This is a genomic window from Streptomyces sp. CNB091, from assembly GCF_000377965.1.
Genome location: NZ_KB898999.1, coordinates 119,861 through 143,279, shown reverse-complemented (window position 1 = coordinate 143,279; position 23,419 = coordinate 119,861). Strand labels below are relative to the sequence as shown.

Genomic DNA, 23,419 nt, shown 5'->3' with positions numbered 1-23,419 from the left:
TTAGCGGTCGCCGGGGTTCACCGGTCGGGCCAGGGCGCGACCGGGACGACACCGTGAACGAACCGGAACATTCACCGAGCGATCGTCACGGTCAGTCGTCACCGGTCAGTCGTCACCGGTCGGCGGGGCGGGGACCCGGTCAGCCGGCCCCGGACGATGTCAGCAGCTCCAGCTCCGTCGCCAGGTTGTGCCGGGCCCGCGCCTCCCACGCGGCCGCGCCGTGCGGGGTACGGAACAGTCGCGGCAGGTCGAGGAGTTGCCGCAGTACCGCCGCCCGGCCCTCCCGGAACGCCCCGTCCGGGACGAAGCCGTACTCCTCCCGGACCCGGGCCGCGTATGCCCCGTACTCCTGCGGGCCGCCCGCCAGGACCGCGAGGTCGGCGTCGCACAGCGCCTCGCCGTTGCGGTCGCCGTCCGCCGGGTCGTGCGTGACGGTGAGGCGGACCAGCCGGGCGACCTCCGCCACCACCGCCTCCGGCACGCCCGCCTCGGCCAGCGCCCGCTCGGCGAGGGCGGCGCTGCGCTCCTCGTTCTCCGTCCGGTCGGGCCGGTACACCGCGTCGTGGAACCAGGCGGCGAGGCGTACCGCGTGCACGTCGTCGGCGTGCCCGGCGAGGGTGTCGACGCCGTCCAGGACGGCGGCCAGGTGGGCCGTCGTGTGGTAGCGGCGCTGCGGTTCGGCCCAGCGGGCGAGGAGGTTCTCGGCGTACGGCAGCGGATCGGGTCCGTCCGCCCCGGAGCGCGCGGCGAGCAGCGTGTCGTGCCACCGGTCGCGGAGGCGGGCGTCGTGGGAAGAGGCCTTGTCGAGGCCGGTGCCGCCGGGGCCGGCGTCGTGGGAAGTGGCGTCGTGCGGGCGGGGGCTGTCCGTCATGGGACGACTCTAGGACGGGCGGCTCCAGGAGGACGCGGGGCCGCCTGTCCGGCCCCCGGACCGCCCCTTGTCGCCCTGCCGGACTTGTCATTACCGTGCGCCCGTGATGATGGATCTCAACGCGGATCTCGGCGAGGGCTTCGGCAACTGGACCCTGACCGACGACGACGCGCTCCTCGCCTGTGTCACGAGCGCCAACGTGGCCTGCGGCTTCCACGCGGGCGACGCCTCCGTGATGCGGCGGGTCTGCGACGCGGCGGCGGCCGGCGGGGTACGGATCGGGGCGCAGGTCTCCTACCGGGACCTGGCCGGCTTCGGGCGCCGGTCGATGGACGTGCCGCCCGCCGAGCTGACCGCCGAGATCGCGTATCAGATAGGCGCGCTGCGGGTCTTCGCGGAGGCCGCCGGGTCCACCGTCTCGTACGTCAAACCGCACGGCGCGCTCTACAACCGGGCGGTCTGGGACGACGACCAGGCCGCCGCCGTCGTCGCGGGCGTCCGGCTCGCGGGCGGAGACCTGGCCGTGCTCGGACTGCCCGGCTCGCGGCTGCTCGACCGTGCGGCCGAGGCCGGACTGCCCGCCGTTCAGGAGGCCTTCGCCGACCGCGCGTACACCCCGCGAGGCACCCTCGTCCCGCGCGGTGAGCCGGGCGCGGTGGTGCACGACCCGGACGACGTCGTACGCCGGAGCGTCGGCATGGCCGTCGAGCGGGCGGTGACCGGGGCGGACGGCAGCCGGATCCCCGTCTCGGCGCGCTCGCTCTGCGTCCACGGGGACACCCCGGGCGCGGCGGCCCTCGCCCGCCGGGTGCGGGCCGCGCTGGAGGAAGCGGGCGTCGCGGTACGGGCGTTCACGTGAGCGCCCGCGAAGCCGGCCCCGGTCCGGTGCGCGTGCTTCCGGGTGAGGTACGAGTCCTTCCCGCCGGGCCGCACGCGCTTCTCGTCGAGCTGGCCGACGGCGAGCACGCCGAGGCCTTCCACGCCGAGCTGCTCCGCCGCCGCGAGCGCGGTGAACTCCCCGCCGTGCGCGAGATCGTCCCGGCCGCCCGCACCGTCCTGATCGACGGGATCCTCGACGGACACGGACACGGACACGGACACGGACACGGACACGGACACGGACACGGACACGGACACGGGGCCGGGGCCGGGGCCGGGGCCGGGGCCGGTGCCGATGCCGGGGCCGGGGCCGGGATCGGGGGGCGCACGCCCAGCGCGCGGGACCGTTTCGCCCGGGACCTCGCCTCGTGGCGGGTGGAGCCGCCGCGCCGGGAGGCGCGTGACCCGGTGGAGATCCCCGTCGTCTACGACGGCCCCGACCTGGCCGAGGTCGCCCAGCTCTGGGGCGTCCCGGCCGGGGAGGTGGCCGCGCTGCACTCCCGTACCGCGTTCCGGGTGGCGTTCTGCGGGTTCGCCCCCGGGTTCGGCTATCTCACCGGGCTGCCGGAGCCGTTGCACGTGCCCCGGCGCACGACCCCGCGCACCCGGGTCCCGGCCGGGGCGGTGGCCCTCGCCGGGCCCTACACCGGGGTGTACCCGCGCCCCTCGCCCGGCGGCTGGCAGCTCGTCGGGCGGATGCCGGACCCGGGGGCCCTGTGGGACCCGGCCCGGGAACCGGCGGCGCTGCTCGCGCCGGGGACGCCGGTCAGATTCGTGCCGGTGGGAGCGGGCGCGTGACGCCGCCCGCCGGCTTCCGGCTGTACGTCGTCCGGGCCGGGGCGCTGACCACCGTGCAGGACGCGGGCCGGCCCGGCTGGGCGCACCTCGGGGTCGGGCGCGCCGGGGCGCTGGACGCGCCCGCCGCCCGGCTGGCCAACCGGCTGGTGGGCAATCCGCCGGACGCCGCCGTCCTGGAGACCACGTTCACCGGGTGCGCGGTCCGCCCGGACCGGCCGCTCGTGGCCGTCGTCGGCGGGGCGGGCTGCGGGGTGACGGTCGACGGGCGGCCGGTGGCGTGGGGAGCGCCGGTGCGGGTGCCCGCGGGCGCGGTGCTGGACGCGGGTCCCGCCGTCGACGGTCTGCGCGGCTACCTGGCGTTCGCGGGCGGGCTGGTGCCGGAGCCGGTACTGGGCAGCCGCTCGGCGGACCTCCTCTCGGGGCTCGGGCCCGCCCCGCTGAGCGAGGGCGACGTGCTCCCGCTGGGCGATCCGGCGTCGGGCGGTCCGCTGCCGCCCGTTGGCCCCGTTCCCTGGCCGGGGGCCCCCGCCGAGCTGGTGCTCCCGGTCCATCCCGGGCCCCGCCACGACTGGTTCACCGGGGCCGCTCTCCGTACGCTCCTCACCGCCGCCTACCGGGTCTCGCCGCACAGCAACCGCATCGGTCTGCGTACGGAGGGCCCGGCGCTGGAGCGGTTCCGTCCGGGGGAGCTGCCGAGCGAGGGCATGGTCCTGGGCGCGGTCCAGGTGCCGCCGGACGGCCGGCCCGTCGTCTTCCTCAACGACCATCCGACGACCGGCGGCTACCCGGTCGTCGGCGTCGTCCCCGAACGGGCCCTCGCCGCGGCGGCGCAGGCGGTGCCGGGAACCCGTCTGCGCTTCGTACGCGCGTGAGCGCGGCGGGGCCCGAAGGTCCCGCCGCGCTCAGGTGCCGTGCTTCGGGCCTCACGCCCCCTTGAAGGTGCGCAGTCGCAGGGAGTTGCCGACCACGAAGACCGAGGAGAAGGCCATCGCCGCTCCGGCGAGCATCGGGTTGAGGAGCCCGGCGGCGGCCAGCGGGAGAGCGCCGACGTTGTAGGCGAACGCCCAGAACAGGTTGGTGCGGATGGTGGAGAGGGTGCGGCGGGCGAGGCGGATCGCGTCGGCGGCGGCGTTGAGGTCGCCGCGGACGAGGGTGAGGTCGCCGGCCTCGATGGCGGCGTCGGTGCCGGTGCCCATCGCGAGGCCGAGGTCGGCCTGGGCGAGGGCCGCGGCGTCGTTGACCCCGTCCCCGACCATCGCGACCGAACGGCCCTCCGCCTGAAGGCGCTTGACCACGTCGACCTTGTCCTGCGGCATGACCTCCGCGTACACCTCGTCGATGCCGACCTCGGCCGCGACCGACTCCGCCACGGCCCGGTTGTCGCCGGTGAGGAGGATCGGGGTCAGACCGAGGGCGCGGAGCCGGCGGATGGCCTCGGCGCTGGTGTCCTTCACCGCGTCGGCGACCTCCAGCACCGCCCGCGCCTCGCCGTCCCAGGCGACGGTGATCGCGGTGCGACCGGCGGCCTCCGCGGCCTTCTTCGCCTCGGCGAGGTGGTCGGGGAGACGGATCTCCCACTCGGCCAGGAGCTGTTCGCGCCCGACGAGGACGGCGTGACCCTCGACGACGCCCTGGACGCCGAGTCCGGGGACGTTCTGGAAGTCCTCGGGGGTGGGGAGGGGCCCCGTGGCGTCGGTGGCCGCGGTGGCGACGGCCTGGGCGATGGGGTGCTCGGAGGCGTTCTCCAGTGCCCCGGCCAGCCGCAGGACTTCGGCCTCGGTGGTGGCGCCGGTGGTGTGGGTGGTCTGGAGGGTCATGCGGCCGGTGGTGACGGTGCCGGTCTTGTCGAGGACGATGGTGCCGACGCGGCGGGTGGTCTCCAGGACCTCGGGGCCCTTGATGAGGATGCCGAGCTGGGCGCCGCGGCCGGTGCCGACCATGAGGGCGGTGGGCGTGGCGAGGCCGAGGGCGCAGGGGCAGGCGATGATGAGGACGGCGACGGCCGCGGTGAAGGCGGCGGTCAGTCCGGCGTCGTTGCCGAGCCAGAAGCCGAGGGTTCCCAGGGAGAGGGCGATGACGATGGGGACGAAGACGGCGGAGATGCGGTCGGCGAGGCGTTGTGCGGAGGCCTTGCCGTTCTGGGCGTCCTCGACGAGGCGGGCCATGCGGGCGAGCTGGGTGTCGGAGCCGACGCGGGTGGCTTCGACGACGAGGCGGCCTCCGGCGTTGAGGGTGGCTCCGGTGACGGTGTCGCCGACGGCGACCTCGACGGGCACGGACTCACCCGTCAGCATCGAGGCGTCCACGGCGGAGGCGCCCTCGACCACGGTTCCGTCCGTCGCGATCTTCTCCCCGGGACGGACCAGGAAACGGTCCCCGACCTGCAACGAGGCGGTCGGGATCGTCGTCTCGACGCCGTCACGCAGGAGGGTGACCTCCTTCGCCCCCAGCTCCATCAGCGCCTTCAGCGCCGCCCCGGCCTTCCGCTTCGAGCGTGCCTCGAAGTAGCGCCCGGCGAGGATGAACGCCGTCACCCCGGCCGCGGCCTCCAGGTAGATGTTCGCGGCGCCGTCGCTGCGCGCGATGGTCAGCTCGAAGGGGTGTGTCATCCCGACCATGCCCGCGGTCCCGAAGAACAGCGCCCACAACGACCACAGGAACGCGGCCGACGTGCCGACGGAGATCAGCGTGTCCATCGTCGCCGCGCCGTGCTTCGCGTTGGTCCAGGCGGCACGGTGGAAGGGCCAGGCGGCGTAGACGACGACCGGTGCGGTCAGCGTCAGGGAGAGCCACTGCCAGTAGTCGAACTGGAGGGCCGGGACCATCGCCATCGCGATCACCGGTACGGCGAGGAGGACCGCGGTGATCAGGCGCTGGCGCAGGGAGGTGAGCCCGTCGTCCTCGCTCTCCGCGGCCGCGCCCGCCGGTTCCGTACCCTTGCTCCCGGGGGAGGCGGTGGACGCGGGCGGTGCGGGTGGCCGGGCGGTGTAGCCGGTGGCCTCGACGGTCGCGATCAGGTCCTCGACGGAGACGTCGGCGCCCAGGTAGGTGACCTTCGCCTTCTCGGTGGCGTAGTTCACCGTGGCCTCGACGCCGTCCATCCGGTTGAGCTTCTTCTCGATACGGGCCGCGCACGAGGCGCAGGTCATCCCGCCGATCGCGAGCTCGACCGCGGCGGTGTCGGCGGCGGAGCCGGCAGCGGTGGGGGCGGTGGTGGCGGAGTGCGCGGACACGGGGTCCTCCCTGAAGCTGTCCGGATACCCCTAGGGGGTATCTCTTTCTCTCCCCATGTATACCCCCCGCCCCTATGAAGTGCAAGGGGTGGCCGGGTCGAATGCGCCCGTTCCGCGCTGATGTGCGCCCGTTCCGCACCGGTGGGCGCGACGGCGCGCGTCACTCGTCTGCGGGGTCGGCTCGCGCGCCGTCGCGGTCGTGCGTTCAGATAGAGGGCTGCGCTGCCCGTCTACCGACCCGTAGGCTGGCCATTGGACTAGACCTATAGCTGCGTATCGGAGGAATGGGGACCCATGAGCAACCGTGCAGTCCTGGAGGTGATCGCTCTCGACGCGGAGGACGCGGTCGCTGCCCAGGCCGGTGGTGCAGACCGCCTCGAACTGGTCACCGACATGGCCGCCGACGGTCTGACCCCGTCGCCGGAGACCTTCGCGGCGATCAGGTCCGCCGTGGACATCCCGCTGCGCGTGATGCTCAGGGTGGCGGACGGCTTCGCCGCCGGTGACATCGACGTCCTGGTCGGCAAGGCCCGCGAGATGCGGGAGGTGGGAGCCGACGAGTTCGTGTTCGGCTTCCTCGACGGGGAGGGCCACGCCGACCTCGTCGCCGTCGAGCGGCTTGTCGCCGAGCTGGAGGGCTGCCGGTGGACGTTCCACCGGGCCATCGACCGGGCCACCGACCGCGACGCCCTGCGCAAGCAGCTCGCGGAGCTGCCCGGCCTCGACACGTTCCTCACGGCGGGCTCGCCGGACGGGGTGGACGCCGGAATCCCGGTCCTCCTGGCCGAGGCGGCCCGTACCGGCGAGCCCGGATACCAGGCGAAGGTCCTGGTCGGCGGCGGTCTCCACCTGCGGCACCTGCCCCGGCTGCTGGCCGCGGGGATCGACGCCGTCCACATCGGCGGCGCCGCCCGGCCCGGCGGCTGGTCGGCCCCGGTGGAAGCGGCGGCCGTACGGGAGTGGCGCGAGGCGCTGGACGCGTAAGGGACGCCGGGGCGGGACCGCGGTGGACACGGTCGGACAGCCGTGTCCACCGCGGTGCCGCCCCTTCGCGGTCCCGCTACACCAGTGCCTGTGGCAACGGCGCCGCGTGCAGCACCGTGAGCCCGGAGACCGCACGGGTCAGCGCCACGTACAGCCGCCGCAGCCCGGTCCGCTCGTCCGGCTCGCCGTCGACCACGGCCGCCGGTTCGTCGAGCACCACGTAGTCGTACTCCAGGCCCTTCGCGAGCGACGCGGGCACCAGCGTCAGCCGGGACGCGGCGGTCGTCTCCTCCCCCGGGGAGAGATACGCGTGGCCCGCCGCCGCCAGGGCCGCCCCCAGCGCCGGGATCCGGGCGTCGGCGGCGATCAGCCCGATCGACCCCTCGTGGCGCAACGACTCCTCGCAGGCGGCGACGACGGCGGCGTTCAGCGCGTCCGCCGGGCCGGCCGGGTCGGACGCGTCCAGACCGTCCGCACCGTCCGTACCGCCCGCCACCTCCCGTACGACCAGCGAACCGGGCGACTCACGCACCGACTCCACCGCCGCGAGCCCCGGCGAGATCACGGGCAGCAGCCGGGAGGCGTACGCGATGACCTCGCGCGGCACGCGGAAACCAGCGGTCAGCTCCTCCACCACCGCGTCCGCCTTGCCCAGGTGGAACAGCGCCTCGCTCCAGCTCTCCGTGGACCACGGGGTCGTCCCCTGGGCGAGGTCCCCCAGGACGGTCGCCGAACCGGTCGAGCACCGCCGCCCCACCGCCCGGTACTGCATGGGGGAGAGGTCCTGCGCCTCGTCGAGCACGACATGGCCGAGCGAGTGCGTACGGGCGACGAGGTCGCTCGCCTCGTCGATCAGCACGGCGTCGGCCGCCGACCACTTCGCGGACTTCACACTGCGGGCGGGCTTCGCCCACAGCAGCCGCTTCTGCTCGTCCTCGGTCAGCAGGCCCTCCGCGTGGGCGGCCAGGAACTCCGCGTCCGAGAGCAGCCGCAGCACCAGCTTCGCCGGGTCCACGGCGGGCCAGATAGCCTTGACGGCCGCCTTCACCGCGGGATTGCGGGCCACGGTGTTCTGCACCCGGTCGTCGGGGGCCTCCCCGGCCTCCTCCATCCGTACGAGCACGGCGTGCGCGATCCGCTGGGGCAGCGCCTCGTGGGCGGCTCCGTACCGCATGTCGCGGGCCAGCAGCTCGTCGACCATCTCCTGGACCTCGTACGCGGGCACGCGCCAGCGCCGGGACCCGCGCACCACGACGACGGGCTCGACGGGGGCGGTCACATGGGAGCGGATGGCCCGCCGCAGCACCTCGGCCATGCGGGCGTCGCCCTTGACGACGGCGGTGGCCGCCTCGTCCTCGCCCCGGACCTCGACGCCGGTGCGCACCAGGTCGTCCACGGTGGCCTGCTTCACCGCCAGCTCGCCGAGGGCGGGCAGGACCTGCTCGATGTAGTGCAGGAAGGAACGGTTCGGCCCGATGACGAGGGTGCCGGTGCGGGCGAGCCGCTCGCGGTGCGCGTACAGCAGGTACGCCACCCGGTGCAGGCCGACGGCGGTCTTCCCGGTGCCGGGGCCGCCCTGGACGCAGACGGTGCCGCCGAGGTCGCTGCGGACGATCTCGTCCTGCTCCGGCTGGATGGTGGCGACGATGTCGCGCATCGGGCCGACGCGTGGCCGCTCGATCTCCGCCTGAAGCAGTCGGCTGGTGTGCTCGGCCTCGGCGGGGTCGGTGAGGTGCTCGTCCTCGTACGCGGTCAGCTCACCGGCGGTGTAGCCGAAGCGGCGGCGGAGCGCCACGTCGTGAGGGTTCTTGCGGGACGCCTGGTAGTACGGCTGGGAGACCGGCGCACGCCAGTCGATGACCATGGGGTCCCCGACGGCGTCATGGACGTGCCGGCGCCCGATGTAGAACCGCTCGCCCTCCGCGCCCTCGGCCGGCTCGCCGCCGACGGCGTGGAGGTAGTCGAGGCGGCCGAAGAACAGCGGGGTGTGGGAGAGGTCGGCGAGCGCCTTGACGCGGTCGTCGATCTGGGACTGGAGCACGGCGGCGTTGACCCAGTTCGCGGTGACGTCGCGGATGTCGAGGGCCTGGACGTCCTCGCGCATCCCGCGCAGGGCGGCACGGGACGCGGCGAGATGGGCACGCTCGTGTGCCAAGGGGTCGGTGGCGCCGGTGGGATCGGTGGCGCTGGCGGGACCGGCGGGACCGGTGGAACCGGTGGGATCGGGGGTGGAATCGCTCTCTGCTACGTGCGCGGGCACGGTGTTGCCTCCGGCTCTTCAACGCAGGACGGCGGACCGGACGCGCTGCGGTGCCAGGGCGGCACGCGGAGCGACAAGGTCCGCTGGGAAGGTACGTATCCGTCGGGTGTCGGCCGGTTTCCGTCCGGTCGGCGGCGCTCCCGGGGCCGGGAAGACGGCGCGGGAGGCGGGCAGACCCGCGATTGTAGCCACGGAGAGGGGCGGCGGCGAACCGGAATACGGCCTTCGAGGGCCCCGGAGCTCTCCCCTCCCAGGTCTCCGCCCCGGCCGCCGCCGCCCCCGGCACAGCCCCCGGGCCGGTCCTCTACCTGGCCCATCCCGGGGCGGAGGCGCCAGGGATACCCGTAGGGGACGCGCGCGCCCGGAGCGGTACCGGAGGGCTACCCGCCCGGCCCAGGGGTTCCGTCTGCGGGCCGACGCGCCCGAACGGGTGACAGGAGCACCATGGATACATGAGCACAGCCACCCTGAACCCACGCAGGACCGGCCCCGCGCACGGCGCGACCGCGGTCACCGGTCACCACCGACCCCACCGCGTCGGCGACGCGGTGCGCGCCGTGAAGGTGTTCGTGACGGCGGCGTTCGGCGTCGTCGTCCTCGGGGAGTACGCGGAGGAGGCGGGCGTCGCACGCCGGGGCCGCTGACCGCCCGCCGCTGACCGCCCGCCCTCCCGGGGGCCTCAGTCGTCGGCGAGCAGTTCGTCCGCGTCGACGATGCGGTACGCGTACCCCTGCTCGGCCAGGAACCGCTGGCGGTGCGCCGCGAAGTCCTGGTCGATGGTGTCGCGGGCGACGACCGAGTAGAACCGGGCCTCGTGCCCGTCGGCCTTCGGCCGCAGGACCCGGCCCAGCCGCTGGGCCTCCTCCTGCCGCGACCCGAAGGTCCCGGAGACCTGGATGGCGACGGTCGCCTCGGGCAGGTCGATGGAGAAGTTGGCGACCTTGGACACGACGAGGACGCTGATCTCGCCCTGGCGGAACGCCTCGAAGAGCTTCTCGCGCTGGGCGTTGCTGGTCTCGCCCTTGATCACGGGGGCGTCCAGGTGCTCGCCCAGCTCGTCGAGCTGGTCGATGTACTGGCCGATGACGAGGGTCTGCTCGCCCTGGTGCTTGCGCACCAGCGCCTCGGTCACCTTCCGCTTGGTCGCGGTGGTGGCGCAGAACCGGTACTTCTCCTCCGTCTCGGCGGTCGCGTACGCGAGCCGCTCGGCGTCGGTGAGATTGACCCGTACCTCCACGCAGTCGGCGGGCGCGATGTAGCCCTGCGCCTCGATCTCCTTCCACGGGGCGTCGAACCGCTTCGGCCCGATGAGCGAGAAGACGTCGGACTCCCGCCCGTCCTCCCGTACCAGCGTCGCCGTGAGCCCCAGCCGCCGCCGGGCCTGGAGGTCGGCGGTGAACTTGAAGACGGGCGCGGGCAGCAGGTGGACCTCGTCGTAGACGACCAGGCCCCAGTCGCGGGAGTCGAACAGCTCCAGGTGCGGGTAGACGCCCTTGCGCCGGGTGGTCAGCACCTGGTAGGTGGCGATGGTGACCGGCCGGATCTCCTTCCGCGTCCCGCTGTACTCGCCGATCTCGTCCTCGGTCAGCGAGGTCCGTTTCACCAGCTCGTGCTTCCACTGCCGGGCGGAGACGGTGTTGGTGACCAGGATCAGGGTGGTGGCCTTGGCCTCGGCCATCGCACCGGCGCCCACGAGGGTCTTCCCGGCTCCACAAGGCAGCACGACGACCCCCGACCCGCCGTGCCAGAACCCCTCGACGGCCTGCTTCTGGTACGGCCGCAGCGACCAGCCGTTCTCGGCCAGCTCGATCGGATGGGCCTCGCCGTCGACGTACCCCGCGAGGTCCTCGGCGGGCCACCCCAGCTTGAGCAGGGTCTGCTTGACCTGCCCCCGCTCGGAGGGGTGCACGGCCACAGTGTCCGGGTCGATGCGGGCCCCGACCAGCGGCTGCACCTTCTTGGACCGGAGGATCTCCTCCAGCACGGGCCGGTCGGTGCTGGTGAGCACGAGCCCGTGCACGGGGTGCTTGGACAGGGTGAGCCGCCCGTACCGTGCCATCGTCTCGGCGATGTCGACCAGGAGCGCGTGCGGCACGGGGTAGCGGGAGAACTCGACCAGGGCGTCGACGACCTGCTCGGCGTCGTGCCCGGCGGCGCGGGCGTTCCACAGCCCGAGCGGGGTGACCCGGTACGTGTGGATGTGCTCGGGCGCGCGCTCCAGCTCCGCGAACGGCGCGATGGCACGACGGCAGGCGTCTGCCCGGTCGTGATCGACTTCGAGGAGGAGCGTCTTGTCGCTCTGGACGATGAGGGGTCCGGTCACGCGCTTCGGCCCTTTCTGCGGGGTGCGGCCACGGCTGCGGCCAAACGTCCAGTGTGCCGCATCGGGGCGCGGGGCGGGGCGGGCGTGCGGTCAGCCTCCGGCGCGCGGCCTCCGCTGCGGCCCGAAGCGCACCGGGACGCCCGGGGAGTACAGCACGCTCACCGGCTCCCCGGCCGGCGCGGGCAGGCCGGCGGCGGCCACCAGGTCCTCGTCGCACTCCAGGAGCTCCGCCCGGTGCAGGGGCCAGCGGGGGTGGGCGTTGGGCAGATAGGCGGTCCGCCCGAAGAACGAGCTGTGCAGGGCCCAGCGGGCGGTGAGGAAGTGCTCCAGGGGCGTCGGCTCGTCGATCGCGTCCCCCGCCCGCAGCACGATCCTGCTCCGCGCCCCGCGAGGACCGGGCCAGCGGCGGGTGCTCGTGTACGTGAGGGTGTCGCCGGAGCGCGCGATGTCCATCCGGGACCACACGTACGGCAACCGGAACGCGGCGCGTGCCACGACGACCGGGATGAGCCGCGACGCGTCGAGCGAGCGGAAGACGACCCCGCGCCGGCCGTGCTCGTCCACGGAGTACAGCCGGACGTTGGTCTCGGGGAAGGTCCCGAGGTACGGAAGCCCCGGCAACCCGAGCCCACCCACCCGGTACATCCGGAAGGCCACCAGACCCACGTACGTCGTCGTCCCGTCGAAGGTGTCCGGCACCGTCCCCGGCGGCAGCAGCGGTGCCACGTCCACCGGATCGACCGCCCAGTGCAGGAACGCCAGGTCCAGCCAGGACTGGGTGAGCAGCGGGGGCATCGGCGCGGGGGGCGGGTGGGGCGACACGGACTCCGGGGGCACCGGGCCGGGGGCGGGGCGGGCTGTGGCCATGCCCGCAGCATCGCAGACCGCGTCAGCAGAGACGGCAGGGCCGTGAAACCGACGAACCTGCCCGGCGGCGGACGCTACTCGGTCTCGCCCGGCTGCCGGGTGTGCTTAGCCCGCCTGACGCCGAGTACGGCGAGACCGAGGACGGCGGCCACCGCCACGATCGCCATCACGATCTGCTCGCCGGTGGTCAGGGTTGCGATCATCTTCGTCTCCTCGGCAGATCGACTGGCGTGCACGGTGAACATGTCATGCGGGGCGACCCGCGACAAGCCTCGACGTGATCTTCAGAGCTTCCCTTGAGCGCCCAAGCACCGGGCGGCCCGCACAGCTTGCTGCTCAGCCGAGATAGGGCCGGTCGCGGTTCTCCGCGTAGTGGCGCAGCCGGAGGCGCTGGGTGTGGTGCATGGGCAGGGTGGCGATCTCGTCCGGCGACACGAACCGGACCTCCGTGCTCTCCTCAGAGACGATCAGGGAGCCGCCGGTCACCCGGGCGGTGAAGCAGACGTTGAACTGCCGACGGACCTCCCCGTTGCTGTACTCGATGATGTGCCGAGGGTCGGTGTACGTGCCGACGAGTCCCATGATCTCGACATCGAGCCCGGTCTCCTCCTTGACCTCGCGCACAGCGGTGCCGGGGAGGGAATCTCCCAGGTCCATCCCGCCGCCCGGTAGCGCCCACAGGTCGTTGTCGCGGCGGCGCTGCAGCAGGATGCGTCCCTGATCGTCGGTGACGACGGCGGAGGCCGCGACGACCATGCTGTTGGGCTCGGGCGCGTTGGGGTCGTCGTAGTACTCGGTCCGTGCCATCAAGTCACCCTTCCACCGGCTGTGCGGACTTCCATACCGCCTCGAAGCTGTCCTCGTACGTGCCGAAGATGCCTCCGCTGCCGCTGCCCCGGAGGTGCCACACAGGCGCGGCGTACGCGTTGACGCCCCAGACGTGGGCGTTGACCAGAATCTCGTCGTCCGCGCGGTACAGGCTGTTGTAGAGCGTCGTCCCATGCGTACGGATCTCGATGCCCGGTTCGCTCGCCAAGGGGCGGTAGTGCATGAGCGCGAGTCGGCAGCGCGACTCGATGCCGTGGCCGAAGCGCTCCTCCCGACCCCGTTGCTGGACGTTGGCATCGTCCGCGTCCCCCACCGCGATCCGGATCGCGCACCCGTCCGCAGCCCGCTCCCGCAGCAGGTCGTTGAGCCGTGGGTACGCCTCGTGCAGGAAGACGGCCCCGTACACGAGTACGTCGATCTGCCGGCGCGCCTGGGCGAGGAGATTGACGAAGGCGGACACCGGCAGGTCGGCCCGTTGCGCGTACAGCGCGACGAGTTCGGCACTGACGGCCGCGGCCGATCGCGCCTGCCTGAGCTGGGGCCACAGGGCGTGCACGTCCTCTCCCAGCGTCTCGGCGGCCCTGAGAGCGGTGCCGCGCCGGGGCGTACGCCCGAGATTGACCCAACGCTCGACGGACTTGGGATCTACCTCGACGACGCCGGCGAGGTCTGCGTGCGGCCATCCTCCGGCGGCCATGACCGCACGTAAGCGCTCGTTCGCCATCCTGGTCTCCCCTCCGCTTCCGGACATGTCAGGGACGTTTTACAGGCTCCGGGACGTCCCGGATTGGGAAACGTACGAGGTTCCGTCGTCCTGGTGACGAGCATGACGATCACCGCATGAGTGAACCGATGCGTTACAGCACTCCGCCTGTCGAGTTGCCGTTGCGGATGGACAGGGAGCCAGAGCCGGTCGAGGGGTGTGCCGGCTGTGCCGAGCTGGCCGCCGTACGTAGCCGCGCCCGCGCTGTGGGCGACATGACCACCGTGTCCGACTGCAACGTCTACCTGCGCAGGCACCCGGAGGGGCACCAGTGATCACGCGGGCCCTGCATCGGGCAGCGGGTGCAAGCCTTAGCCCTCAGGGCTTCCCGTCGTCCGCCAGCTCCGCCACCCCCGTGATCCGGTGCAGCGGGTACGTGCGGACCTCGTCGGCCGTGTGGTCGTAGGCCGTGACGAAGCCGCCCTCCACACGGACCGGGGCGATCACGCGCTGGCTGGCCGCGCCGTCCGCGTTGACGTAGCCGATCCAGACCGCGGAGCCCGTCATCGCGGCCGCCTGGACGGTGGCCAGGGTCTCGGCGGAGGTGGTGCGGGGGAGGGAGCCGGAAGGCGCGGTGGACGACGGGCCCTCGGACGTGTCCTTGCGGGTCACCGTGGCGGCCGTGTCGCCCGCGCGGATGGCGCGTACGGCCGCACCGAGCAGGGTGTCGTCCGGGACCGGAGGGCCTTCGGGGACCGGGACCGGGGGTGTGCGGGGCGGGGTGCGGCGGGCGCCGGCGCGGGTGATCAGGACGTCGCCCTCGGCGGATTCGGCGGCCGGCGCGTACCCCATGTCGCGCAGGGCCTCCAGGAGGGAGCCGGGGTCGGCCTGGGAGGCCAGGACCGTGGGGGCCAGGCGGCGGAGGCGGAGCCCGGTGGAGCGGCGGTCGGCCAGGATCTCGTTGAGGACCGCCTCGTCGTCGCAGCGTACGTACGCGGACGCGGACCCGATCCGCAGGTGGCCGTGGCGGCGGGCCACATCGTCGATCAGGTAGCTCAGCGGCTGCGGAACCGGCGTACGGCTGTGCGCCGCCAGGAACGCGTGCAGGTCGGTCGCCGCCTGCCCGGCGTCCAGGGCGCGGCGCACCGAGCCGGGTGTGAAGCGGTACACCGTCGCCCCGCCCTTCGACTCCACGTCGGCCAGGACGGACAGGGTCTCCGCCAGGGGGCGTTCCAGCGGGCCCGGCGCCACCGCCGTGAGGTCGGCCTGGAGCAGGACGTGGTCCAGGGGCTCGGGGACGAGCGGCGCGAGGCGGGCCGCCGCCGCGTCCGGGCCCTCGTCCAGCAGCGCGCGGGCCTGTGCGGAGAGCGCGCCCCGGCCCGTGATGCCCAGCAGCTCCGCCTCGTTGAGCGTCCACAGGGCGAGGCGGGAGCGGAGGTCCGCCCCCTCGCCCGGGCCCGTGGCGGCCGGAGGGGTCGCTCCGCCGCGCAACGGGCGTTCCCAGCGCAGCCGTCGCAGCAGGGTCTCGGCGTCCGGCGCGGTGCCCGGCGGGAGTTCGGCGAACAGGGCCAGGACCCGGCGGCGTACGTCGGGGGCGGCCGAGCGGTCCAGCTCCGGGCCGAGTGCGGACAGCGCCCGCCCCTTGGCGTCCTGGCCGCCGACCAGGCCCGGGGTCCGGGTGGCGGCGAGCCAGGCGGTGGCGAGGTGCGTCCAGCGGTCCTCGGTGGACAGGTCGAGCCACTCGTCGGAGGCCGGCGTCGGCGCGTACCGCTCCTCGGGCGCACCGTCGGAGGCCAACAGGCCCGCCGCGTAGGCCAGTTCGATCCAGAAGGCGGCGATCGGCTCGGTCACGTCGAGGGAGTTCGCGGCGCGTTTCAGCTCCCGTACGCTCAGCCCGCCCGCGCGCAGGATCGCGGGGCCGCCGCCGTTCCAGAGCTTCAGCAGCTCCTCGACCGTGGAGAGTGCGGTGAACGCCTGGCCCGCCGCCGCCCTGTCCACAGCCTGTGGATCGCGTGTCGCGGCCGCCGCGACGGCCGGGGGGACCGGTTCCGGTACGCGGTGCGCGCGTCCGGCGCGCAGATGCAGGGCCGCCTCGCGCGGCAGGACCACCGTGCGGGTGGAGACCGGCAGCAACAGGCCCCGGTCGCGCAGCCACTTCACGGGGGGAGTGGGGTTGGGCGTGACCTCCCCGTACGGCGGGCCCCAGACCAGCCGGTCCAGGACCGACAGCGCCTCCACCGGGGCCGTGTCCAGCAGTTCCGCCATCCGCGTCCGGTCCGTGAACAGGGCGGCGAGCGCACCCACCGCGGACACCGGGTCGTGCGTGGCGGGCAGGCCGGTCGTCGCCAGGATCTCCTGGAGCCGGCCCGGCGACATCCCGGCCGTCGCCTCGGCGACCGTGGGGCCCAGGCCCGTGGGCGAGGGGTGCTGCGGGGACGGGGCGAGCAGTTCGCGGGCGGTGCGCACCAGCCGCAGCCGGTCGTCCTCGCCCCAGACCAGGGCCTGTTCGCGCAGCGTCGAGAGCGCGCCCGGCAGTGCGGCGGTGATCGCCGCGCCCGCGTCGTCGCGCTGGTCGCCGTCGTCCAGCCCGTCGCCCGTGAGCAGGGAGAGCAGCGTGCCGTACGGGGCCGGGTCCGGGGCCACCGCCAGTGCCTCGGCGGTCTGGAGTGCGAACCGGTCCAGGTGTTCCAGCGCGCGGACGACGGACGCCCGCGTGCCGGCCCGTGTGGCGAGCTGGGTGATGTCGTTCGGCACCGGGTTGAGGAGGTCGGGGCGGGCACGCAGCAGCCCGGCCAGCGATTCGTCGCCCCGGGCGCGCAGGGCTTCGGCGAGCGTGCGCGGTGGTGTGGTCGTCCCCATCCGTCCCACGGTAGCCGCTGGAACGCTACCGTCGGGGCAGGGCCGGTAGAGGGGATGCACCGCGTGGGGATCGAGAGCGACCAGCTCGTCTACGACTACCTGAGCCGGGTCGGCGACCTGGCCCAGCAGCAACAGCTGTCGTCGGGCGCCCGGATGCGCCTGGTTTCGACACTTCGGGGCGAGATCGACCGGCAGCGCGGTGTGGCGGGTGCGGACTCCCCGGCGACCGTGCGGCGCATCATCGGCAGGCTGGGCAGCCCGGACGAACTGGTCGCCGCGGCGGCGGAGTCGGCCGACGGCACGGTCTCGCTGCCGTCCGCCCGGACCGGGGCGGGCGCCGGCGGGCAGCAGCGGCGGGCCTCCGTCCCCCGGCCCCGGGGCGGACTCCTCCGCAAGGAGCCGAGGGAGCCCAAGGAGCCGAGGAAGCCGAAGGAGCCCGCTCCGGGGGCGGGGGGCGGCCGGGCGGAGAAGGCCCTCCGGAAGCCGAAAGCCGGTTTCGGGTGGGGCGCGTCGCGCCGCGATCCCGAGGGCGGCGGCGGTGCTCCGGGCAGTGCTCCGGGCGGTACTTCCGGCCGTGCGCCCGGCGATGCTTCCGACAGTGCGCCCGGCGGTGCTTTCGGCGGGGCGTCCGACCGGGCTTCGGGCGGCGCGTCCGACCGGGCTCCCGGCGGTGATCCCGATCGCGCTTCCGGCGGCGCGTCCGGTGCGCGGTCCGCCGCCGTGCCCCGCCCGGCTGCGGCCCCCGACGACCAGGTGGCAGACGACGAAGGCGTCCCCGCCCGCGCCTGGCCCGACCCCTCCGCCCCGCACATGCTCGGCCAGGACCAGCAGGGGGACGCGGACGCGACCGACTGGTGGCGCCTGGAGCCGGGCCCCTTCGACGAGGGGACCGCCATCCCCGGGTTCTTCGGCGGCATCGAGGCCCCGGAGCTCCTCGGGAGGCGGCCGAGGCCCATCGAGAAGGACGGGCCTGAGGGGCAGGGCGGGCAGGACGGGCAGGACGGGCAGGACGAGAAAGGCGCGGCGGACGGGAAGGCCGGAGGCAAGGGCGAGGCCGGGACCGCCGCCCGCCGCCGCTCCCTGCGCCTCCTGAAGCTCCGTCGCCGCAAGGCCGCCGCGGCGGTCGCCGAGCCCGAGGCCGCCGCCTCCGGCCCCCGCGGCGGCTTCGCCCACCCGCTGCTGCTCCTGGCCGCCGTCCTGCTCGTCGCCGGTGTGGTCACCGGTTCCTGGCTGCCCCTGGCGGGCGGCTGGCTGATCGCGTACAGCTCGCGCACCCTCTCCCGTACGGAGGCGAAGTGGGCGGCGCTCGGCCTGCCGGGCGTGGTGGCGGCCGGAGCCCTCGCGTGGGTCTGGGGGCGGATGGAGGGGCGCTGGGGCGAACCGATCCGCGAGGGCGCGATGCGGGACGTCCTGCTGGACACCTGGCCGGTGGTCGTCCGCCTCGCCGCCCTCGCCTCCGCGCTCTACCTGGTGTGGCGGGCGCGGAGGCGGGCCGGCTGAGCCGGCGCCCACCGCGCGCTCCCGGCGACGGGCGGGTGGCCGGTTCGGCCGGCCCGCCCGCCGCCCGGCGAGACACTCGACGAGGGGCTACTTCGTCATGCTGCTCTCGAACTCCTCAAGGATCTTGCCGGCGGCCGTGTAGCCGATGCCCGCGATCCACAGCCGGTCGTCGACCTTGAACACCTTGTCGTTCTTGGCCGCCTTCAGCCCCTTCCACAGGCCGCTGTTCATCGTCTTCGTCGTCCCGGCCTTGCCCGGGTCGCCGTACGTCGACGTGAAGATGACGTCCGCGTCCGCGAGGTCGATCTTCTCGGGCGACACGTCGTACGAGAACCCGTCCTTCGCCTTGTCCGTGATCGCGGGGCGGCCGGTGCCGATGTCGGCGAGGATCGAGCCGATGTAGTTCTGCTTGCCGTAGATGCGGATCTCGGCGCCCTCGACGAAGCGGACGAAGTTGACGTCCGTCGCGGCGGCCTTCTCCTTGCCGCCGAGCGCCTCCGTCACCTTCGCCACCTGGGTGTCGTACGTGGCGAGGACCTTCTTCGCCTCGGCCTGCTTGCCGAGCGCCTCCGCGTGCACCTGGAAGTTCTCCTTCCAGGCGCTGCCGGTCGCCTCCGTCATCACGGTCGGGGCGATCTTGCTGAGCTCCTCGTAGCGCTCCCCGTCGCGGACCTTGCTGGTGAGGATCAGGTCCGGCTTGAGCGCGGCGACGGACTCCAGGTTCGCGTTGGCGATCTCGCCGACCGGGGTGATGTCCTTCGTCTCGCTCGCGGGGAGGTAGGAGGGGAAGGCGTCCTCGGACGCCGAGTGCGTCGCGCCGACCGGCCGGACGCCGAGGGAGATCGCGGAGTCCAGCTCGCCGGAGTCCAGGACGACGACCCGCTTCGGCGACGCGGGGACGTCGACGTCCCCGTTCGCGGTGGAGACGGTGCGCGTCTTCGCCGGGGAGTCGGAGGAGGAGTCCGCCGCCGGGTCGGAGGAGCCGCACCCGGCGAGGGTGAGCGCGGCGGTCACGGCGAGGGAGCCGGCGACGAGGGTACGGCGGCGGTCGCGGAGGAGGGAAGTCATGTTTCACAGACCTTTCTGGGAGGGGGAGACCACCGGGGACGGGGTCCAGGGAGCACTCGGGACGACGAGCGGCGAACCCGTCACCGGGTCCGGGACGATCACCGCCTCCAGGCCGAAGACCTCGGCGACGAGCTCGGCGGTGACGACGTCCCCGGGCCGGCCCTCGGCGACGATCCGGCCCTCTTTCATGGCGACCAGGCGGTCCGCGTACCGGGCGGCCTGGTTGAGGTCATGGAGGACGGTGACGACCGTGCGGCCCCGGGTTCCGTCGGCGGCGGGAGACGCCAACTGGCGCACCAGGTCGAGGACTTCCACCTGGTGCGCGATGTCGAGGTACGTCGTCGGCTCGTCGAGCAGCAGCAGGTCCGTCTCCTGGGCCAGCGCCATCGCGATCCACACCCGCTGGCGCTGCCCGCCCGACAGCTCGTCCACCGACCGGTCGGCCAGCGCCGTGACGTCGGTACGGGCCATCGCGTCGGTCACCGCCCGCTCGTCCTCGTCCGACCACTGCTGCCACCAGCTCTGGTGCGGCTGACGGCCCCGCGCGACCAGGTCGGAGACGGTGATCGCCTCGGGCGCGACCGGGGTCTGCGGGAGCAGCCCGATGGACCGGGCGATCTGCTTCGTGGGGAGCCGCGCCAGCTCCGTACCGTCCAGCAGGACCGCCCCGCCGCGCGGCTTCAGAAGCCGGCCGAGCGCCCGCAGGGTGGTCGACTTGCCGCAGGCGTTCGGGCCGACGATGACGGTGACCTGCCCGTCGGGCACGGTGAGGTCCAGTTCGTGGACGACGGTGCGGTCCTCGTACGCGAGGGTCAGGGAGCGCGCGGCGAGCCTGCCGGTCCGCTGCGCCGTGTCGTTCGTCGGGCTAGGGCTAGGGCTAGGGCTAGGGCTCGGGCTCATGCGGTGCCTCCACTGCGGCCGCGGTGACCGCGGATGATCAGCCAGATCAGGTACGGGGCGCCGACCGCCGCCGTGAGGACGCCCACGGGCAGTTCGGTGGGCGCGAACAGCTTGCGGGCGAGCAGGTCGCCGAGGACGACGATCACCGCGCCCAGCAGCGCCGAGGACAGCAGCGGGATCTGCGCGGTCCGGGTCAGCCGGCGGGCGACCTGCGGGGCGAGCAGCGCCACGAAGTCCACCGGGCCCGCCGTGCCCGTCGCCACGGACGCCAGGACCACACCGAGCGCGACGAGTCCCAGCCGTACGCGCCCCAGGCGCACGCCCAGCGCGACGGCGGTGTCGTCGTCCATCGCGACGGTGCGCTGCGCGCGGGCCGCCCAGGCGATGGCGGGCAGCAGGATCAGCAGCGTCCAGCCGATCGGGGCGGCCTCCGACCAGCCGCGCCCGTTCAGCGAACCGGTCATCCAGATCTGCGCCTGCTGGGCGACCAGGTAGTCGCCCTTGGTCAGGAACAGCTGGGTCACCGACCGCAGCGCGATGGCGAAGCCGATGCCGATGAGGACGAAGCGGGTGGCGTGCAGGCCGCCGCGCCACGCGAAGACGTACACGAGGGCCGCCGCCGCGATGCCGCCGACGACGGAGAGGTAGGGCAGGACGGTGTACGAGGTGATGCCGAAGGTCATCGCGCCGACCGTGAGCGCGCTGGCGCCCTGGCTGATGCCGATGATGTCGGGGCTGGCCAGCGGGTTGCGGGCCACCGTCTGGATCAGCGCCCCGGCGATCCCGAACGCGGCGCCCACCAGCAGCCCGACGACCATGCGCGGCAGCCGCAGCGTGCCCACGACCAGCTCGGCCGACGACGGCTGCCCGAGGATCACCTTCACGACCTCGCCGGGTGCGACGAAGCTCTCGCCGACGCAGAGGTAGACGACGCAGACGGCGGCCAGGAGCATCACGAGGGCGGCCGCGACGGCGGACGCCCGCCGGTGCAGCAGGAACCGGCCGCGCGGACCGGCCTTCACGACGGAGTAGCCGGCGGGCCGGACCCGTACGGCCTTCTCGGGCGCGGTCACGGCCGTCGAGGTCTCGCTCATGCGGGCACTCATGCGGGCACCGCCTTCCGGCGTACGAGGGCGACCAGGAACGGCACCCCGATCAGGGCCGTCATCACGCCCGCCGGGACCTCGCCCGGCGGGAACACGATCCGGCCGACGACGTCCGAGACGAGCAGCATCACGGGCCCGATCAGCGCCGCCATGGGCAGCACCCAGCGGTGGTCGTTGCCGACGACCGCGCGGGCGATGTGCGGGACGGCGAGACCGATGAAGGCGATCGGCCCGGCGGCGGCGACCCCGACCCCGGTCAGCACGGTCGCCCCGACACCGCCGACGATCCGGACCGCGGCGACGTTCTGCCCGAGACCCTTCGCCACGTCCTCGCCGAGCGCGAGCGCGTCCAGGCCGCGGGCGACGGAGAGCACGAGGACCGCCCCGACGAGGAGGAACGGCCACACCTGCTGGACGACGTCCGCCTCCCGTCCCGCGATCGAGCCGACCTGCCAGAAGCGGAACTCGTCGAGCGCGGCGGCGTTCGTCGTGAGGATTCCCACCGTCACCGACACCAGCAGCGCGTTGATCGCCGCACCGCCGAGCGCCAGCTTCACCGGGGTCGCGCCGCCGCGTCCGCTGGAGGCGATGGCGTACACGGCGACCGAGGCGAGCGCCGCGCCCGCGAAGGCGAACCACACATACCCGGTGAGCGTGTGGACCCCCGCGAACGCGATGGCCGTCACCACCGCGACCGAAGCGCCCTGGCTGATGCCGAGGATGCCGGGGTCGGCGATGGGGTTACGGGTGATGCCCTGGAGCACCGTGCCCGCGAGGGCCAGCGCCGCGCCGACCATCAGCCCGATGAGCGTGCGCGGCACCCGCATCGTGCGGATCACCTCGGCGGCGTCGGAGTGCCCGCCGTGCAGCAGGACGTCGAACACCTCGCCCGGAGGGATGGACCGCGCCCCCACGGCGAGGCTCAGCAGGACCGCCAGCAGCAGCGCGAGCACGGCCCCGGCGGTCGAGGCGGCACGTCGGGAGAGGCGGGGTGCACGGGGTGGCGCGGCGGTCCGCACGGGCGCTGACGCTGACATTTCACCCAATCGGGACGGACGCGGACGTGACGGAACGGAGGGAACGCCGGGGCGCGGGGCCAGGACGGTAAGGCTTGGCTAAGTGCGCGTCTCAGTCTAAGCGGCCGGATTCCGGCGCCGACGGGGGCTTCGGAACGGCCTCCGGCCGGTCGGCACAATGGCTCGCATGACTTCCACGGATCAGAACACTCCCCAGCACCCGCTTGAACACTCCCCTGGGCGCTCACCCCGACGCCCTCTGACGGTCGGCTTCGACCTCGACATGACGCTCGTCGACTCCCGGCCCGGTATCGCCGCCGCCTTCCGGGTCCTGGCCGCGGAGACGGGGGTGGAGATCGACGTCGACCTGGTGGTGAACCGGCTCGGCCCGCCGCTGGAGACGGAGCTGGCGCACTGGTTTCCGGCCGACCGGGTGCCCGCCGCGGCCGACCGCTACCGGGAGCTCTACCCCGACCACGCGATAGCCCCGAGCACGGCCCTCGCCGGGGCGCGGGAGTCGGTGGCGGCGGTCCAGGCGCTCGGCGGCCGGGCGATCGTCGTCACGGCGAAGTTCGCGACGCACGCGAAGCTGCACCTGGCCCACCTCGGCATCGAGCCGGACACGGTGGCCGGCTGGCTGTGGGCGGAGGCCAAGGGCGAGGCGCTGCGCGAGCACGGCGCGCAGGTGTACGTCGGCGACCACACCGGCGACGTACGGGGGGCCCGGGTCGCCGGAGCGCTGTCGGTCGCGGTGACGACGGGCCCGTGCGACGCGGCGGAGCTGCGGGCGGCTGGCGCGGACGTGGTGCTGGAGGACCTGACGGGCTTCCCGGCCTGGCTGGCCGCCTTCGAGGCGGCCCGGGTGGTGTGACGTGCTTCGAGGCGGGCCGGGGGGCGCGACGGGGGAGGGGCGTCAGGCGCGGTTCGCGGCCCGCTTCGGGGAGCTGACCCAGGCCGAGCGCACGACGCCCGCCCCGGCGATGAGGAACCCGACGCCCATCAGCATGCAGACCGCGTACGCGACCGGAGGGAACGGGTCCGTGCCCAGGAACAAGGGGGCCACGGTGACCAGAGTGGCCAGCGCGCCGACGAAGAAGACGATCGCGCCGACCTGAACGAGCCGGTCGCCTGCGCCTGAAGGAGTAGTACTCACGCGACCAGGGTAGTTCCCAGCCCGGAGGAACTCTCCGGCGACGTCTTGTCACCGGCCCTGGGCCCATTAGC

Annotated in this window: 22 protein-coding genes; 8 read left to right on the top strand and 14 right to left on the bottom strand. The window is 74.0% G+C overall.

Annotated features, from left to right (window positions below; genetic code table 11):
• Positions 1 to 139: 139 nt before the first annotated feature.
• Positions 140 to 871: a hypothetical protein gene (locus D581_RS0118780; protein WP_018958757.1), complete on the bottom strand. Its 732-nt coding sequence runs from the start codon at positions 869 to 871 to the stop codon at positions 140 to 142.
• Between the two features lie 109 nt (positions 872 to 980).
• Here D581_RS0118780 and D581_RS0118775 point away from each other — a divergent pair, with 109 nt between their 5' ends.
• The 3 genes from D581_RS0118775 to D581_RS0118765 are packed head-to-tail and all read left to right on the top strand — an operon-like array spanning position 981 to position 3,420.
• On the top strand, positions 981 to 1,730 hold the full coding sequence (locus D581_RS0118775) for a 5-oxoprolinase subunit PxpA (protein ID WP_032752834.1): 750 nt from the start codon (positions 981 to 983) through the stop codon (positions 1,728 to 1,730).
• A complete protein-coding gene (locus D581_RS0118770; protein WP_018958755.1) occupies positions 1,727 to 2,548 on the top strand; it encodes a 5-oxoprolinase subunit B family protein in 822 nt (273 codons plus the stop codon). Before D581_RS0118775 ends, D581_RS0118770 begins: the two co-directional genes overlap by 4 nt.
• Positions 2,545 to 3,420 (top strand): 5-oxoprolinase subunit C family protein, encoded by an 876-nt coding sequence (locus D581_RS0118765; RefSeq protein WP_018958754.1) that lies wholly within the window; start codon positions 2,545 to 2,547, stop codon positions 3,418 to 3,420. Before D581_RS0118770 ends, D581_RS0118765 begins: the two co-directional genes overlap by 4 nt.
• A gap of 51 nt (positions 3,421 to 3,471) precedes the next feature.
• Here the strand turns inward: D581_RS0118765 and D581_RS0118760 are convergent, their stop codons facing one another.
• A complete protein-coding gene (locus tag D581_RS0118760; protein WP_018958753.1) occupies positions 3,472 to 5,781 on the bottom strand; it encodes a heavy metal translocating P-type ATPase in 2,310 nt (769 codons plus the stop codon).
• 294 nt (positions 5,782 to 6,075) lie between these two features.
• On the opposite strand from D581_RS0118760, the gene D581_RS0118755 reads away from it, so the two are divergent.
• A complete protein-coding gene (locus tag D581_RS0118755; RefSeq protein WP_018958752.1) occupies positions 6,076 to 6,765 on the top strand; it encodes a copper homeostasis protein CutC in 690 nt (229 codons plus the stop codon).
• Between the two features lie 76 nt (positions 6,766 to 6,841).
• Here the strand turns inward: D581_RS0118755 and D581_RS0118750 are convergent, their stop codons facing one another.
• Positions 6,842 to 9,025, bottom strand: a complete 2,184-nt coding sequence (locus D581_RS0118750; protein ID WP_018958751.1) for a UvrD-helicase domain-containing protein — start codon at positions 9,023 to 9,025, stop codon at positions 6,842 to 6,844.
• Between the two features lie 452 nt (positions 9,026 to 9,477).
• On the opposite strand from D581_RS0118750, the gene D581_RS0118745 reads away from it, so the two are divergent.
• Entirely contained in the window at positions 9,478 to 9,669 is a 192-nt protein-coding gene (locus D581_RS0118745; protein ID WP_018958750.1) for a hypothetical protein, read from the top strand.
• Between the two features lie 35 nt (positions 9,670 to 9,704).
• Here D581_RS0118745 and D581_RS0118740 read toward each other — a convergent pair whose 3' ends face one another.
• The 5 genes from D581_RS0118740 to D581_RS0118720 form a co-directional block, all read right to left on the bottom strand.
• Positions 9,705 to 11,348, bottom strand: coding sequence for a DNA repair helicase XPB (locus tag D581_RS0118740; protein ID WP_018958749.1), 1,644 nt, complete (start codon positions 11,346 to 11,348; stop codon positions 9,705 to 9,707).
• 90 nt (positions 11,349 to 11,438) lie between these two features.
• Positions 11,439 to 12,215: a YqjF family protein gene (locus D581_RS0118735; RefSeq protein WP_106434417.1), complete on the bottom strand. Its 777-nt coding sequence runs from the start codon at positions 12,213 to 12,215 to the stop codon at positions 11,439 to 11,441.
• A 74-nt stretch (positions 12,216 to 12,289) separates the two neighbouring features.
• A complete protein-coding gene (locus D581_RS1000000142165) occupies positions 12,290 to 12,418 on the bottom strand; it encodes a hypothetical protein (protein ID WP_469222214.1) in 129 nt (42 codons plus the stop codon).
• A 133-nt stretch (positions 12,419 to 12,551) separates the two neighbouring features.
• Positions 12,552 to 13,022, bottom strand: coding sequence for an NUDIX domain-containing protein (locus D581_RS0118725; protein WP_018958746.1), 471 nt, complete (start codon positions 13,020 to 13,022; stop codon positions 12,552 to 12,554).
• A gap of 4 nt (positions 13,023 to 13,026) precedes the next feature.
• Complete coding sequence (locus D581_RS0118720; RefSeq protein ID WP_026290662.1) at positions 13,027 to 13,767, bottom strand: XRE family transcriptional regulator; 741 nt, start codon at positions 13,765 to 13,767, stop codon at positions 13,027 to 13,029.
• Positions 13,768 to 13,883: 116 nt separating this feature from the next.
• On the opposite strand from D581_RS0118720, the gene D581_RS0118715 reads away from it, so the two are divergent.
• Positions 13,884 to 14,081, top strand: a complete 198-nt coding sequence (locus D581_RS0118715; protein ID WP_026290661.1) for a hypothetical protein — start codon at positions 13,884 to 13,886, stop codon at positions 14,079 to 14,081.
• A gap of 43 nt (positions 14,082 to 14,124) precedes the next feature.
• Here D581_RS0118715 and D581_RS0118710 read toward each other — a convergent pair whose 3' ends face one another.
• Positions 14,125 to 16,605: a helicase C-terminal domain-containing protein gene (locus D581_RS0118710; protein WP_018958743.1), complete on the bottom strand. Its 2,481-nt coding sequence runs from the start codon at positions 16,603 to 16,605 to the stop codon at positions 14,125 to 14,127.
• 54 nt (positions 16,606 to 16,659) lie between these two features.
• Between D581_RS0118710 and D581_RS0118705 the strand changes: the two genes are divergently transcribed.
• Positions 16,660 to 18,105: a hypothetical protein gene (locus D581_RS0118705; RefSeq protein WP_018958742.1), complete on the top strand. Its 1,446-nt coding sequence runs from the start codon at positions 16,660 to 16,662 to the stop codon at positions 18,103 to 18,105.
• 87 nt (positions 18,106 to 18,192) lie between these two features.
• On the opposite strand, the gene D581_RS0118700 is transcribed toward D581_RS0118705, so the two are convergent.
• Genes D581_RS0118700 through D581_RS0118685 form a run of 4 tightly spaced genes read right to left on the bottom strand, consistent with a single transcriptional unit; the run spans position 18,193 to position 22,216 of the window.
• Positions 18,193 to 19,173, bottom strand: a complete 981-nt coding sequence (locus D581_RS0118700) for an iron-siderophore ABC transporter substrate-binding protein (RefSeq protein ID WP_018958741.1) — start codon at positions 19,171 to 19,173, stop codon at positions 18,193 to 18,195.
• 3 nt (positions 19,174 to 19,176) lie between these two features.
• Complete coding sequence (locus tag D581_RS0118695) at positions 19,177 to 20,073, bottom strand: ABC transporter ATP-binding protein (protein ID WP_026290660.1); 897 nt, start codon at positions 20,071 to 20,073, stop codon at positions 19,177 to 19,179.
• Entirely contained in the window at positions 20,070 to 21,167 is a 1,098-nt protein-coding gene (locus tag D581_RS0118690) for an iron ABC transporter permease (RefSeq protein WP_018958739.1), read from the bottom strand. The genes D581_RS0118695 and D581_RS0118690 overlap by 4 nt, the downstream gene beginning before the upstream one ends.
• A gap of 8 nt (positions 21,168 to 21,175) precedes the next feature.
• Positions 21,176 to 22,216 (bottom strand): iron ABC transporter permease, encoded by a 1,041-nt coding sequence (locus tag D581_RS0118685; RefSeq protein WP_051114603.1) that lies wholly within the window; start codon positions 22,214 to 22,216, stop codon positions 21,176 to 21,178.
• A 166-nt stretch (positions 22,217 to 22,382) separates the two neighbouring features.
• On the opposite strand from D581_RS0118685, the gene D581_RS0118680 reads away from it, so the two are divergent.
• On the top strand, positions 22,383 to 23,066 hold the full coding sequence (locus D581_RS0118680) for an HAD hydrolase-like protein (protein ID WP_026290657.1): 684 nt from the start codon (positions 22,383 to 22,385) through the stop codon (positions 23,064 to 23,066).
• Positions 23,067 to 23,108: 42 nt separating this feature from the next.
• On the opposite strand, the gene D581_RS0118675 is transcribed toward D581_RS0118680, so the two are convergent.
• The gene (locus D581_RS0118675; RefSeq protein ID WP_007452509.1) at positions 23,109 to 23,348 is read right to left on the bottom strand and encodes a hypothetical protein; all 240 of its coding nucleotides are present in this window, start codon (positions 23,346 to 23,348) and stop codon (positions 23,109 to 23,111) included.
• Between the last annotated feature and the right edge of the window lie 71 nt (positions 23,349 to 23,419).